Origin of the sequence: Vibrio iocasae (genome assembly GCF_042245395.1) — a bacterium.
Lineage (GTDB): Bacteria > Pseudomonadota > Gammaproteobacteria > Enterobacterales > Vibrionaceae > Vibrio > Vibrio iocasae.
Map to the genome: position 1 here is coordinate 457,971 of NZ_CP145311.1, position 13,530 is coordinate 471,500.

General features: G+C 44.7%; 10 protein-coding genes. 9 read left to right on the plus strand and 1 reads right to left on the minus strand.

Translation table 11 applies throughout. The annotated features are described in order from the left end of the window. The first annotated feature begins 13 nt into the window (after positions 1–13). The 7 genes from lepA to acpS all read left to right on the plus strand — a co-directional run bounded on the left by lepA (position 14) and on the right by acpS (position 6,691). Positions 14–1,807, plus strand: coding sequence for a translation elongation factor 4 (gene lepA / locus SNR28_RS11725; protein ID WP_375752600.1), 1,794 nt, complete (start codon positions 14–16; stop codon positions 1,805–1,807). Positions 1,808–1,923: 116 nt separating this feature from the next. Next, complete coding sequence (gene lepB, locus SNR28_RS11730) at positions 1,924–2,820, plus strand: signal peptidase I (protein ID WP_375752602.1); 897 nt, start codon at positions 1,924–1,926, stop codon at positions 2,818–2,820. Between the two features lie 10 nt (positions 2,821–2,830). Beyond that, positions 2,831–3,508, plus strand: a complete 678-nt coding sequence (gene rnc / locus SNR28_RS11735; protein WP_375752604.1) for a ribonuclease III — start codon at positions 2,831–2,833, stop codon at positions 3,506–3,508. Continuing rightward, the gene (era, locus tag SNR28_RS11740) at positions 3,501–4,481 is read left to right on the plus strand and encodes a GTPase Era (RefSeq protein WP_375752607.1); all 981 of its coding nucleotides are present in this window, start codon (positions 3,501–3,503) and stop codon (positions 4,479–4,481) included. The genes rnc and era overlap by 8 nt, the downstream gene beginning before the upstream one ends. 106 nt (positions 4,482–4,587) lie before the next feature. After that, entirely contained in the window at positions 4,588–5,325 is a 738-nt protein-coding gene (recO, locus tag SNR28_RS11745) for a DNA repair protein RecO (RefSeq protein ID WP_375752609.1), read from the plus strand. A gap of 7 nt (positions 5,326–5,332) precedes the next feature. Then, positions 5,333–6,064, plus strand: coding sequence for a pyridoxine 5'-phosphate synthase (gene pdxJ / locus SNR28_RS11750; RefSeq protein ID WP_375752611.1), 732 nt, complete (start codon positions 5,333–5,335; stop codon positions 6,062–6,064). 240 nt (positions 6,065–6,304) lie between these two features. Then, positions 6,305–6,691 (plus strand): holo-ACP synthase, encoded by a 387-nt coding sequence (gene acpS, locus SNR28_RS11755; protein ID WP_375752613.1) that lies wholly within the window; start codon positions 6,305–6,307, stop codon positions 6,689–6,691. A gap of 76 nt (positions 6,692–6,767) precedes the next feature. Here acpS and barA read toward each other — a convergent pair whose 3' ends face one another. Continuing rightward, positions 6,768–9,545 (minus strand): two-component sensor histidine kinase BarA, encoded by a 2,778-nt coding sequence (barA, locus tag SNR28_RS11760; RefSeq protein WP_375752615.1) that lies wholly within the window; start codon positions 9,543–9,545, stop codon positions 6,768–6,770. Positions 9,546–9,661: 116 nt separating this feature from the next. Between barA and rlmD the strand changes: the two genes are divergently transcribed. Together rlmD and relA are read left to right on the plus strand one after the other, a co-directional pair. Beyond that, positions 9,662–10,978, plus strand: coding sequence for a 23S rRNA (uracil(1939)-C(5))-methyltransferase RlmD (gene rlmD, locus SNR28_RS11765; RefSeq protein ID WP_375752617.1), 1,317 nt, complete (start codon positions 9,662–9,664; stop codon positions 10,976–10,978). Between the two features lie 182 nt (positions 10,979–11,160). After that, positions 11,161–13,383, plus strand: a complete 2,223-nt coding sequence (relA, locus tag SNR28_RS11770; protein WP_375752619.1) for a GTP diphosphokinase — start codon at positions 11,161–11,163, stop codon at positions 13,381–13,383. The last annotated feature ends 147 nt before the right edge of the window (positions 13,384–13,530 follow it).

Consider the following 13,530-nt stretch of genomic DNA (forward strand, 5'->3'; position numbering starts at 1 on the left):
GTCACACCAACCTATGAAGCACATTCGTAACTTTTCGATTATCGCCCATATCGACCATGGTAAGTCGACCCTTTCTGACCGTCTGATCCAAGTTTGTGGTGGATTAAGTGAACGTGAAATGGATGCCCAGGTTCTGGATTCCATGGATCTTGAGCGTGAACGCGGCATTACAATTAAAGCTCAGAGTGTGACTCTCGATTATAAAGCGAAAGATGGTGAGACATACCAGCTTAACTTTATCGACACTCCGGGGCACGTTGACTTCTCATACGAAGTATCTCGCTCATTAGCAGCATGTGAAGGTGCGCTATTGGTGGTAGATGCGGGTCAGGGTGTAGAAGCTCAGACTCTCGCTAACTGTTACACCGCTATTGAAATGGATCTGGAAGTAGTGCCAATTCTGAACAAGATTGACCTTCCAGCAGCAGACCCTGAGCGTGTATCAGAAGAAATTGAAGAGATCGTTGGTATCGATGCTCTGGAAGCAACACGTTGTTCAGCAAAAACAGGTGTAGGTGTGGATGATGTATTAGAAAACATCGTAACTTCTATCCCGGCTCCAGAAGGTGATCCAGATGCACCTCTTCAGGCACTAATTATTGACTCCTGGTTCGATAACTACCTTGGTGTTGTTTCTCTTGTACGTATTAAGAATGGCGTACTGAAGAAGAACGATAAAATTAAGGTAATGAGTACGGATCAGGTTTGGGGTGTGGACCGTATCGGTATCTTTACGCCTAAACAAATTGATACAACTGAACTAAGAACTGGTGAAGTAGGCTGGGTAGTTTGTGGTATTAAAGATATTCTGGGTGCACCTGTAGGTGATACCCTGACTCTTGCGAAACACGGCTGTGAAGAAGCACTACCTGGATTCCAGAAAGTAAAACCACAGGTTTATGCAGGCCTGTTCCCTGTTTCTTCTGATGATTATGAAAGCTTCCGTGACGCTCTAGGCAAACTAAGCCTGAATGATGCCTCACTGTTCTATGAGCCAGAGAACTCAGCAGCTCTAGGTTTTGGTTTCCGTTGTGGTTTCCTTGGTATGCTACACATGGAAATCATTCAGGAACGTCTTGAGCGTGAATACGATCTGGATCTGATTACAACAGCACCAACCGTAGTTTACGAAGTAGAGCAAACTAATGGTGATGTTCTGTATGTAGATAGCCCAGCTAAGCTTCCGGCAGTAAATGACCTCGAAGAAATTCGTGAGCCGATCGCTCGCTGTAATATTTTGGTTCCATCTGAATATCTGGGTAATGTAATTACGCTTTGTGTTGAGAAGCGTGGTGTTCAGGTTGATATGGTTTATCACGGTAATCAGGTTGCGGTTACTTACGACATTCCAATGGCTGAAGTGGTTCTGGACTTCTTTGACCGTCTGAAGTCAACCTCTCGTGGTTATGCTTCTCTGGATTACAATTTCCAGCGTTTTGAAGCGTCCAACATGGTTCGTGTAGACGTATTGCTTAACGGTGATACGGTGGATGCTCTGGCTATCATTACTCACAAAGATCAGGCGCAGTCTCGTGGTCGTCTGCTTGTAGAGAAGATGAAAGAGTTCATTCCTCGTCAGATGTTTGATATCGCTATTCAGGCAGCAATTGGTAACCATATCATTGCCCGTTCTACGGTTAAGCAGCTACGTAAAAACGTAATCGCTAAATGTTACGGTGGTGACGTGAGCCGTAAGAAGAAGCTACTGAAGAAGCAGAAAGAAGGTAAGAAACGCATGAAGCAGATTGGTAACGTAGAGCTACCACAAGAAGCGTTCCTGGCTATTCTTCATGTTGGTAAAGATTAAACCTGACCAAAAATGTTAGGTTATCTGATCATTATTTTATAAAGATAAGTGAGAGGGTTTCGGCTCTTTCACTTTCGTATTTTTAGAAACGGCTTATTTTTTGACAAGGAAAAGTGATGGCTAATACATTCTCGCTCATTCTGGTTCTGGTCACATTGGTAACTGGTGTTGTATGGGTACTTGAGAAGCTTGTGTGGGCAAAAAAACGCGAACAGAAACTGGCAGACGTTCAGGCTCAAACTAGTGAGCTGGGTGATGAAGTAGCAGCCAAGGTTGTTGCTCAGCCTTGGTGGATAGAGAACAGTGTCTCCATCTTCCCTGTTATTGCCTTTGTATTGGTTCTTCGTTCATTTATTTATGAACCTTTCCAGATCCCTTCCGGCTCTATGATGCCAACTCTATTAGTTGGTGATTTTATTCTGGTAGAGAAATTCTCTTATGGGATTAAAGATCCGGTTTTCCGTTCTCAGCTTGTTGAGACTGGTAAGCCTGAGCGTGGTGATATTGTGGTATTCAAATACCCACCACAGCCAAACATTGACTACATTAAGCGTGTTGTTGGCTTGCCAGGTGATACGGTTCGTTACAGCCCCAAAAAAGAGATTTGCATCAAGCAACAAGGTGAGAGCACATGTAAGCCAGTGAAACTCTCTAATGTAGTCGAAAGTGAATTTTTACAGCGTGGTGTTCCACTGATTCAGCTTAATGAAAAGCTGGGTGAAGTTGAACATCAGGTTCTGGTACATCCTCTGCAAACGGACAACGTCGCTATGTATCAACCTCGTCCGGGTGTCAATGAGTGGGTAGTACCAAAAGGTCAGTACTTTGTGATGGGTGACAACCGTGATAACAGTGCAGACAGTCGCTTCTGGGGGTTTGTACCTGAAGCAAACTTAGTTGGCAAAGCTACCGGTATTTGGATTAGCTTTGAGTTTGAACGTGGCGCAGACAGTGTGCTGCCTTCTTGGATTCCTACCGGTGTGCGTTTCAATCGCATCGGTGGCATTGATTAGTTGAGAGAGCATGAATTCTCCGTTAACAAGACTGGAAAAAAAGCTCGGTTATCAGTTCAATGATATCGAGCTTATCAATCTAGCGCTGACTCATCGCAGCGCCAACAGTAAACATAATGAGCGTCTTGAATTTCTGGGCGATTCAATTTTAAGTTTTGTCATTGCAGATGACTTGTACCACCGTTTTCCTAAGGTAAACGAAGGTGATATGAGCCGTATGCGTGCAACACTGGTAAGAGGTAATACTCTTGCTGAGTTAGGTCGTGAATTCGATCTTGGAGAGTACTTAAAATTAGGTCCAGGCGAGCTCAAAAGTGGTGGTTTCCGTCGTGATTCAATTTTGGCTGATGCCGTTGAAGCGATCATTGGTGCGGTGTATCTGGACAGTGATATTGAGAAGGTTAGGGAGATTGTCCTGAGCTGGTATCAGTCCCGTTTAGATTCCATTAAGCCGGGCGTATCTCAAAAAGATCCTAAAACACGTCTTCAAGAGTTTCTGCAAGGGCGTAAAAAACCACTACCTGTGTATACAGTGACTAATATTAAAGGTGAAGCACACAATCAGGAATTTACTGTTTCGTGTGATGTAGCAGGTGCGGATAAACCTGTAATTGGTAAAGGCACCAGCCGCCGCAAGGCAGAGCAAGCGGCTGCTGAATTAGCACTAGAGCAACTGACTAATGAGTGAAGATAACAACGAATTCGATTTGGATGCATACTTTGCAAACCATGGTAGTGAAAGCACAACGTCTGAAAATCAGCACTGTGGTTTTATTGCGATTGTAGGTCGTCCGAATGTAGGTAAGTCAACGCTTCTGAATCATATCCTTGGTCAGAAGATTTCAATCACTTCCAGAAAGCCTCAGACAACCCGTCACCGCATCATGGGTGTGGACACTGATGGTGATTATCAGGCGATTTACGTTGATACTCCGGGTCTTCATATTGAAGAGAAGCGAGCGATTAACCGTCTTATGAACCGTGCTGCAAACAGTTCTCTAAGTGACGTAAACCTGGTTTTCTTCCTTGTTGATGGTACTCACTGGACAGCAGACGATGAGATGGTGCTGACTAAGCTTCAGAAATCCAACTTCCCGGTTGTGCTTTGTGTAAACAAGGTCGACAACGTGAAAGACAGAAATGACGTGATGCTTCATATGATGGAGTTGTCTAAGAAGATGGATTTTGTGGATGTTGTGCCAATTTCCGCGAAGCATGGCAAGAACACAGATGTTCTGCGTAAGCATGTGCGTGAGCATCTTCCTAAAGCAGAACATCACTTCCCTGAAGAATACGTTACAGACCGTTCTCAGCGCTTTATGGCCTCTGAAATCGTACGCGAAAAACTGATGCGATTTACTGGTGAAGAACTGCCTTACTCAGTAACGGTTGAGATCGAGCGCTTTGACTATAACCCTGAAACAGACGGATTCCATATCAACGCTCTTATTCTGGTAGAACGAAATGGCCAGAAGAAGATGGTGATTGGTAAAGGTGGTGAGAAGATCAAAACCATCGGCCGTGAAGCTCGTTTGGATATGGAAGAGCTGTTTGAGCGTAAAGTCTATCTTGAAACCTGGGTTAAGGTTAAATCAGGTTGGGCTGACGACGAACGTGCACTTCGTTCTCTGGGTTATATCGACGAGCTGGAAAACAAGTAATCTTAAACCTTGTTCTTACGCTCTCAAAGCCTCGTTCCCACGGGGACCGTGGGAACGAGGCTAATTTATACTCAGCAGTAATTACGATTAATTGGAGGACGATACAATGAGTGAAGGGTCTGAACTTCAACGTTGTTTTGTTCTCCATCGTCGTCCATACAGTGAAAGCAGCCTTATTCTAGATGTATTCAGTGAAGAATATGGCCGGCTATCTATCATGTCTAAAGGCTCCCGTAGTAAGCGCTCTAACCTGAAAGGGGCCTTGCAACCTTTTACTCCTCTTCTATTGAAATGGTCTGGTGGTGGCTCAATGAAGACACTGCGTCAGGCTGAACCCATTAGCTTGGGTTTACCTCTGACAGGAGTAAACCTGTATTCGGCCATGTATGTGAATGAGCTACTAGGCAGAGTGCTTGAAAGTGAAACCCCTTATCCCGCGCTTTTTCATGACTACCTGAATGTACTGACTGAACTAGCTCAATCAGATAATCCAGAGCCTGCACTTAGACGTTTTGAGCTCGCTTTGCTTTCTGCTATGGGGTACGGAGTGGATTTTTTACACTGTGCCGGTACGGGAGAATCGATCGATCCTGATATGACTTATCGATACCGTGAGCAGAAAGGGTTTATTGCGAGTGTGCGAAGAGATAACCTTACTTTTCTCGGTAACGAACTGATTGCTATTGCAGAAAGACGATTTATGACAAAAGAGCAGTTGATCGCTGCAAAACGCTTTACACGAATAGCACTTAAGCCTTATCTTGGCGGCAAACCTTTAAAAAGTCGGGAGTTGTTTACGAACAGGGTTCGTAAGCAAATTAATTTATCCCAGAGCACGGAGTAGATAAAAAATGAGCTCTATCCTTCTTGGTGTCAATATTGACCATATCGCAACACTGCGCAACGCCCGTGGAACCAAATACCCAGATCCTGTACATGCAGCAGAAATCGCTGAGCGTGCAGGTGCTGATGGCATTACTATTCACCTTCGTGAAGATCGTCGTCATATTCTTGATCGCGATGTAAGAATCCTGAAAGAAACGATCCAGACTCGTATGAACCTGGAAATGGCAGTAACCGATGAGATGGTTGAAATTGCCGTTAAAACTAAGCCTGAGTACGTTTGTTTAGTTCCTGAAAAGCGTGAAGAACTGACAACAGAAGGTGGTCTGGATGTAAAAGGTCAGCTTGAAAAAGTGAAGGCTGCGACTAAGACACTAACTGAAGCTGGTATTAAGGTCTCTCTGTTTATCGATGCAGACAGAGAGCAGATTGACGCAGCAAAAGCGTGTGAAGCACCATTTATCGAGCTACATACTGGTCACTATGCGGATGCGGAAACTGAGCTGGATCAGCAGAATGAACTTAAGAAGATTGCAGCAGCAGCAAGCTATGCAGATGATCTGGGCATTACAGTAAATGCTGGTCATGGCCTGACTTACCACAATGTAGGTCCTATTGCGGCTCTGCCTGAAATATACGAACTAAATATCGGTCACTCTATTATTGGGCGCGCGGTGTTTGATGGTCTGAGCAAAGCAGTCGCTGATATGAAAGCGGCTATGGCTGCGGGACGTTCGTAAACGCTTTCTTTCTCGTTCTTATTGTCTCTAGCGTAATGCATTGTTTAAATTCGATATGCATTCCTACGTGGAGCGTGAGAACGAGAATATAGCCTGGGAGTTTTGAGGGTATCTGGCTGCTTTGAAGTAAAGCCTACTTTTCAGGGAAGAAAAGTTGGAGCGTACATGGATGTACTTGCAGCGTCTTTACGGAGAAGTAGTCAGGTGCCCGGTTGTTTTTAGTCGTTGGAATTAAGAAATTTGGCAATTATCGGTTTAGGAACAGATATCGCTGAAATAGAGCGAATTGAAAAAGCACTTTCCCGAAGCGGAGAGGCATTTGCTGCGCGGATACTATCTGAGTCTGAGCTTGAAACCTTTCATGCTTTAAAGCAAAAAGGCCGGTTTCTGGCAAAACGATTTGCGGCTAAAGAAGCCGCTTCAAAAGCTCTGGGAACAGGTATTGCTCATGGCGTCACCTTCCATGACTTCGTTGTTAGTAATGATGAGAATGGAAAACCAATTCTTACCTTAAACAATAAGGCCAAAGAGATCTCTGAATCCATGGAGGTTTCGAGCATCCACCTTTCTATTTCAGATGAAAGAAACTACGCAGTTGCAACGGTAGTCATGGAAAATAGGCATTAGGCATTAGGCATTAGGCATTAGGTAAATTTGCATTTATAGCCTGTAGGACGAAGTCCGTGCTATAGCTCATCGCCTATCACAAATACAACTTCGCTGTTTCTTGTACCTTTTCCATCTCGTCCTGAAGTTCAAAGAGCTCTGGCTCAATATCCACTACGCTCATACCAGAACGCAAAGATTTCTCTATTAACGCACAGATGGCTTTAAGCTTTGGAACACCACTGTAAGAACAACTGCCGTGTAGTTTATGGATATGGTGAATCAGGTCATCGACAGGATAGTCATCTTGCTCCAGAGCTTTATCAACAATTTCATTCACCTCGGTAATAAAGTCGATAAGCATCTGCAGCATCTCTTTTGCTAGATCTTCTTTGTTGGCCGCTTGTTTTAGAGCTGCCTGCCAGTCGACAATAACGCTGGTGTTTTTATTCTCTGGTTCGGGCTCGGTAGAAGGCAGTTCAAGCTTATCTACCTCATCACTATTAGCATTTGGGTTCCAGTGAACCAAAACCTGCTGAAGAATATGTTCTTCGATGGGTTTAGTCAGATAATCGTCCATACCCGCATTCAACAACCGGTCTCTTTCCCCCGTCATTGCATGAGCGGTTACCGCGATAACAGGAGTGGATTGGTTAAGTTCTGTTTCCTTGATATATCGACATGCAGTAACCCCATCCATGTGTGGCATTTGAATATCCATCAGAACCATATCGAAGTGCCGTTCAGTCGCTTCGCGCACCGCATCTTTACCGTTCGTATGTGTAACAACAGTTTCCACACGCTCGCGAAGTAACGCAGCAATCAGCTTTAAGTTTGCTGGGTTATCATCCACTGCCATTACAGTCAGAGGCAATTTATGAACAGTGCTTTCTTCAGGTTGCTGAGGTGGAGCCTCGAGCGGGCCACTATTTTGTTGATGCTTAGCCAGTATAGAGAGTAACTTTTTACGTGATAGAGGTTTGGTCATGCACTGAACATCGCACTGATTAATAAGCTGTTCTGCCAGCGCAAGCTCAGTACTTGGAACTCCCACCAGAATTTGCTCTGAATAGTGACTTATCTTGTCGATATGAGACTGTACATCTTCAACCGTATGTTTGTTTTTCGGTGGAAGGCACAGTAGGACACTATCTTGCTGCTCAAAATTATCAGGAGTGCTCGTCTGATATGTTACGCTCAGCCCTTCCTGAATCAGCTGTTGTTGTATGACCGAACCTGCCTGCATATTTGGCTCAATAATCAGAACTTTACGGTGGATTAAGTACTGAGTCTCAGGCTTAGTGCCCATTGGAAGATCAGTTTTATCCAGTTTGAGCGTGAACCAGAATGTGGAACCCTGGTGTAGACGGCTGGTCAGGCTAATCTCTCCGCCCATCTGAGCGACGAGTTTCTGGGTGATGACAAGACCAAGCCCTGTACCACCGTATCGGCGGGAAATACTTGCATCTGCCTGACTAAACGCCTGGAATAGCTGAGATTGCTGACGTTCAGAGATACCAATACCTGTATCTCTGACCATAAATTGAAGTTCTACAGAATCGTCTCGTTGTGCTCTTAGTTCAACGCTGATGTCGATATTACCTCGTTCGGTAAACTTAATAGAGTTACCAACCAGGTTAGTCAGGATCTGTTGTATACGTAATGGGTCACCAATAACACCTGCCGGTATTTTTGGATCGATTCTCAGGGTCAGCTCAAGGCCTTTTTCATGCGCGCTGGTGGCCTGAAGTGCCACAACTTCCTCAAGGCTTTCCTGAAACTCAAACGGAATATTTTCTAGCAACAACTTACCGGCTTCCAGTTTAGAGAAGTCGAGTATGTCATTGATGATATTCAGAAGGTTGTTGGCTGAACGTTCGATAGTTTGAAGATAATCAGTCTGACTCGATGAGAGCTGGGTTTTCAGCATCTGTCGGGTAAATCCGATAACACCGTTTAGCGGAGTACGAAGTTCATGGGACATATTTGCCAGAAACTCAGATTTAACCCTGGCAGCTTCCTGCGCTCTTTTCTTAGCAATATCCAGTTCTACGTTTTGAATCTCCAACTGCTCAAGTGTTTCCCGTAAATCTGAGGTGGCCTGATCGATACTGTTTTGCATCTCTACATGATATTCAGAAAGAGAAACGGCCATTGCGTTGATACCGTTTTTCAACGAGTCCAACTCTCCATGCATCTTGCCTTCGATTCGTGAATCGAGATGACCGCGACGAATTCTGTCGACGGTTCTTTTCATATTTGTGATGGGTTGTGTTACGTCATGCATCAGGCTGTAAGCAAATATACCTGACAGGCCGACACCAAGAACCAGAACCAATAGTGCGGCAAAGATTTCCTGATATTGTTGCAATCGCAGAGGAGACATATCCAACTCCATAGCGATGTAACCCAGTGGCTGATTAGGCTCTGTTTTTGTACCATCTTTTTGAGAGAACTGTCCTTCTGCAATGATAGGTGCTCGCAGGATGAGTTGCGTGTCTTGCCGCTCAATATCAGTAAGCATTGGTATTGGCATGCCTTGCGGAAAGGTAAGTGCCTCAAAGTTTGGGTGGAAGTTAGACGTAACGAATAGCTGATGATCGCTGTCAAATACTGCGATACTGCGAACGATTTCTGAGTTTTTCCTATGCGCGTAGCTGATAAGGCGTCTTACTGCTTCACGGCTTTGAGATGTCATCCCATATTCGCTGGCAATGGCGATAGGTTCCAGAATGCTTGTTCCTGAAGCAACGAGTTGGGTTTCCAGATCGTTGTAACGATTTGAAGTAAAGAATGCACTCAATAAAAGGCCCACAATCAAAGTTGGGGCTAGAGTTAAAGTGATTACGCGGGCGCGTAAGCCGTATCTGGTCATGTTCGTTGATTACAATGGAATCTGGATATGGGAAAATAGTATCAAAGCATTGAATTTCTACAAACATTGCTCATCGAAATAGTGATGTATTGTGACTTTATAATTGGATTACTCAAATGGCTCGTTTCTTTCAACCGAAAAAGAAAACTCAGATAGAGAAAAAGCATCAACAGATTAAAGTTGAAAGGCTGGATCATCATGGTGCCGGGATTGGCTACATAGGTAAAAAGCCAGTTTTTATAGAAGGGGCACTTCCCGGTGAGGAGGTACTTACTCAGCTTACAGAAAGTAAAAGTAAGTATTCGCGGGGTAACTTAATCAAAATACTTAAAGAGAGTCCAAAGCGTGTTGCACCGTTTTGTAAACATTATGGTGAGTGTGGTGGTTGTAATATGCAGCATTTACCACATGAAGAGCAGATTGCTTATAAGAGTGAGTCGCTAAATCAGTTGTTCAAGAAGTTTGCTGGTGAGTCTGTTGAACTGGAATCGCCAATAACAGGTAGCGAACAAGGTTATCGTCGCAGAGCCAGAGTTAGTCTGCTGAAAGATAAAAAGAGTGGAAAACTGTTATTTGGATTCCGTAAAAAAAAGAGTAAGCAGATAGTACCTGTGACAGACTGTGCCGTCTTGGAAACAGAGCTGAACTCACTACTTCCTGAGCTAAACTCTTTACTGGCTAATTTAAAGGGCATTGCTAACTTGGGGCATTTGGAGTTGGTGTCTGGAAAAGATTCGCCAGTGGTTTTATTGCGTTACGTTCGGTCTTTACAACAAGCCGATATAGATGTTTTAAGGCGCTGGGCAGACGAAAAATCGGTCGCTTTTTACCTGCAATCTGACAACGCTTTGGAACGAATTCATGGTGAAGAGCCTTTTTATGATGAAGCTGGTGTAAAGGTCCCGTTTCTTCCAACGAACTTTATTCAGGTTAACCAGAATGTGAACCAACAGATGGTTGAAAAGGCGTTATCCTGGCTTGAGTTAACGCCGGAAGACAGAGTATTGGATCTGTTTTGTGGTTTGGGGAACTTTAGTCTACCGATAGCCAAGCAGGTTAGTGCTGTTGTTGGTGTTGAAGGTGTTCAGGAGATGGTGGATCAGGCGGCTGAGAATGCTCGTATTAACGGCATAGACAATGTGGCGTATTACCAGGCAAATCTGGAAGATGAGCTGACAGATAAAGTATGGGCTCAGTCTAAGTTTGATAAGGTGCTGTTAGATCCAGCAAGAGCAGGAGCAGCGGGCGTTGTAGATCAACTTTCTCAATTTGATACAAAGCGCGTAGTTTACGTTTCCTGTAATCCTGCTACTCTAGCGAGAGATAGCCAGAGCTTGCTGAATCAGGGGTTCCGACTGGTAAAACTGGGTATGTTGGACATGTTCCCACATACCGGTCATTTGGAATCTATGGCTTTATTTGAAAAAGAGTAACTATAGATAGTTAACTGGACATACTTCCGCAAAACGCTCGTGCCATCCATGGGCGCTTAGAAAATGTGCTTCCATGCACATTTATATTTGCTCCAGTACATCCAGCCAACTATCAATTAGCCAATCTAAATATTTAAAAGTGGCATATACGTCACGGAAGAACAAAAACGCTAGGAAAGAAAATGGTCGCAGTACGCGGTGCGCATTTAAATGCAGATGAAAAGTTTGAGCTGGAGTCATGGATTGCCAGCCTGGAACAAGAAAAGAAAACCAGTAATAAGCTGACCAAAGTTTATCAGCAGTGTGAAATGCTGCTTGAAGGAAAGGATGATGCACAACTGCTGTTGTGGCGTGGCCGTGAGATGATTGAGATTTTAATTACTCTCTCCATGGACCGTGCAACACTGGTGGCTGCTCAGTTGTTTCCTGTTGTTTCCGCCGGCTACTTCGATAGAGAAGAGTTTGAAGAAGCTTACGGAAAAGAAATTATCAAGCTGATTGATGGTGTAGAAGAGATGGCCGCCATCGGTCAGTTAAACGTAACGCTAGAAGGAAGCGCTGCATCCGGGCAGGTGGATAACGTTCGTCGTATGCTGCTTGCTATGGTGGATGACTTCCGTTGCGTTATCATCAAGCTTGCAGAGCGAATCTGTAATCTTCGTGAAGTTAAAGATGAGCGGGATGAGGTTCGTCAGGCGGCAGCAAAAGAGTGTGCCAACATCTATGCTCCGCTGGCAAACCGACTTGGTATCGGTCAGCTAAAATGGGAAATTGAAGACTACGCTTTCCGTTACCAGCACTCAACTACTTACAAGCAGATAGCTAAACAGCTTTCTGAGCGCCGAATTGACCGCGAACAGTACATAGAAGATTTTGTTACTGATTTGGAAGACGAAATGAAGTCTTCCGATATCCGTGCCGAGGTTAGCGGTCGACCAAAACATATCTACAGCATCTGGCGTAAGATGCAGAAGAAAAGCCTGGCCTTTGATGAGCTCTTTGATGTCCGTGCTGTGCGTATTATCGCAGAGCGCTTGCAGGACTGTTATGCCGCTTTGGGCGTAGTACATACCAAATACAAACACCTTCCAAGTGAATTCGACGATTACGTAGCGAACCCGAAACCAAACGGCTATCAGTCAATCCATACCGTTATTCTGGGTCCCGAAGGCAAAACCATAGAAATTCAGATTCGTACCAAGCAGATGCATGAAGATTCTGAACTGGGAGTTGCCGCGCACTGGAAATACAAAGAAGGCGGCAGTGGTGGCCGCAGTGGCTACGATGAAAAAATCACTTGGCTGCGTAAGCTTTTGGACTGGCAAGAAGAGATGTCAGATTCTGGCGAGATGCTTGATGAACTTCGTAGTCAGGTATTTGATGACAGGGTTTATGCGTTTACACCTCGTGGTGATGTAGTCGATCTGCCAATGGGCGCAACACCACTGGACTTTGCTTACCATATTCACTCGGAAGTAGGGCACCGCTGTATCGGTGCTAAAGTTGCGGGAAGAATCGTACCATTTACTCATAAGTTAGAAATGGGTGACCAGGTTGAGATCATCACGCAAAAAGAACCAAACCCTTCCCGAGACTGGCTAAATCCTTCACTGGGATTTGTTCTTTCAGGTCGTGCTCGTGCCAAGATTAACGCCTGGTTCCGTAAGCAAAGTCGAGAGAAAAACCTAGAAGCTGGCCGTGAGATTCTGGAAGCCGAACTAAACAAGATTGGTGCAACCTTAAAAGATGCCAGCGAGTATGCGCTCAAGCGTTTTAACGTCAACACCCCAGACGAGCTTTATATTGGTATTGGTAGTGGTGACCTGAGAATTAATCAGGTAATCAACCACATTAATGCGCTGGTAAACAAACCAACCGCGGAAGAAGAAGACCAACAGGCGCTTGAGAAGCTTCAGGAAAGCGAGGCGAAAGCACCAGCTCAAAGCCGACCTCATAAAGATGCGGTCGTTGTTGAAGGTGTCGATAACCTGATGACTCATCTTGCCCGCTGTTGTCAGCCAATACCGGGGGATGAAATTGCCGGGTATATCACTCAGGGACGCGGAATTTCGGTTCACCGTGCCGACTGTGAACAGCTTGCAGAACTAAGAATTCATGCTCCGGAACGTATTATCGATACCGTGTGGGGTGGTGGTTTTGTTGGTTCTTATATCCTGACTCTGCGTGTTGAGGCTCTGGAACGTAGTGGCCTTCTGAAAGATATCACCACGCTTCTGGCAAATGAGAAGCTAAAGGTATCCGGAATGAAGAGCCGTACTGACTTCAAACGTCAAATCTCAGTTATGGACTTTGATATCGAAGTGAAGAGTGTTGAAATTCTAGGACGTATTCAAACGCGTATCGAACAAATTAAAGACGTTGTCTCAGTAAAAAGGTTGAGTTAATAGTCTTTTGTAATTTGGGGTTGGCGGGCGGGCTTCAATAAGCAGACCCTGTGCGGCAAGGATGCCGCATCGGAGCCCCAAGGACGGGTTTATGCGTGTCTGCGTTTGACGTGTGCTTGCCAACTATGACAACTAAACTAAACATTT

Coding starts and splice junctions, on each gene's coding strand:
- lepA (WP_375752600.1), top strand. CDS start 14: ATGAAGCACATTCGTAACTTTTCGATTATCGCCCATATCGACCATGGT.
- lepB (WP_375752602.1), top strand. CDS start 1,924: ATGGCTAATACATTCTCGCTCATTCTGGTTCTGGTCACATTGGTAACT.
- rnc (WP_375752604.1), top strand. CDS start 2,831: ATGAATTCTCCGTTAACAAGACTGGAAAAAAAGCTCGGTTATCAGTTC.
- era (WP_375752607.1), top strand. CDS start 3,501: ATGAGTGAAGATAACAACGAATTCGATTTGGATGCATACTTTGCAAAC.
- recO (WP_375752609.1), top strand. CDS start 4,588: ATGAGTGAAGGGTCTGAACTTCAACGTTGTTTTGTTCTCCATCGTCGT.
- pdxJ (WP_375752611.1), top strand. CDS start 5,333: ATGAGCTCTATCCTTCTTGGTGTCAATATTGACCATATCGCAACACTG.
- barA (WP_375752615.1), bottom strand. CDS start 9,545: ATGACCAGATACGGCTTACGCGCCCGCGTAATCACTTTAACTCTAGCC.
- rlmD (WP_375752617.1), top strand. CDS start 9,662: ATGGCTCGTTTCTTTCAACCGAAAAAGAAAACTCAGATAGAGAAAAAG.
- relA (WP_375752619.1), top strand. CDS start 11,161: ATGGTCGCAGTACGCGGTGCGCATTTAAATGCAGATGAAAAGTTTGAG.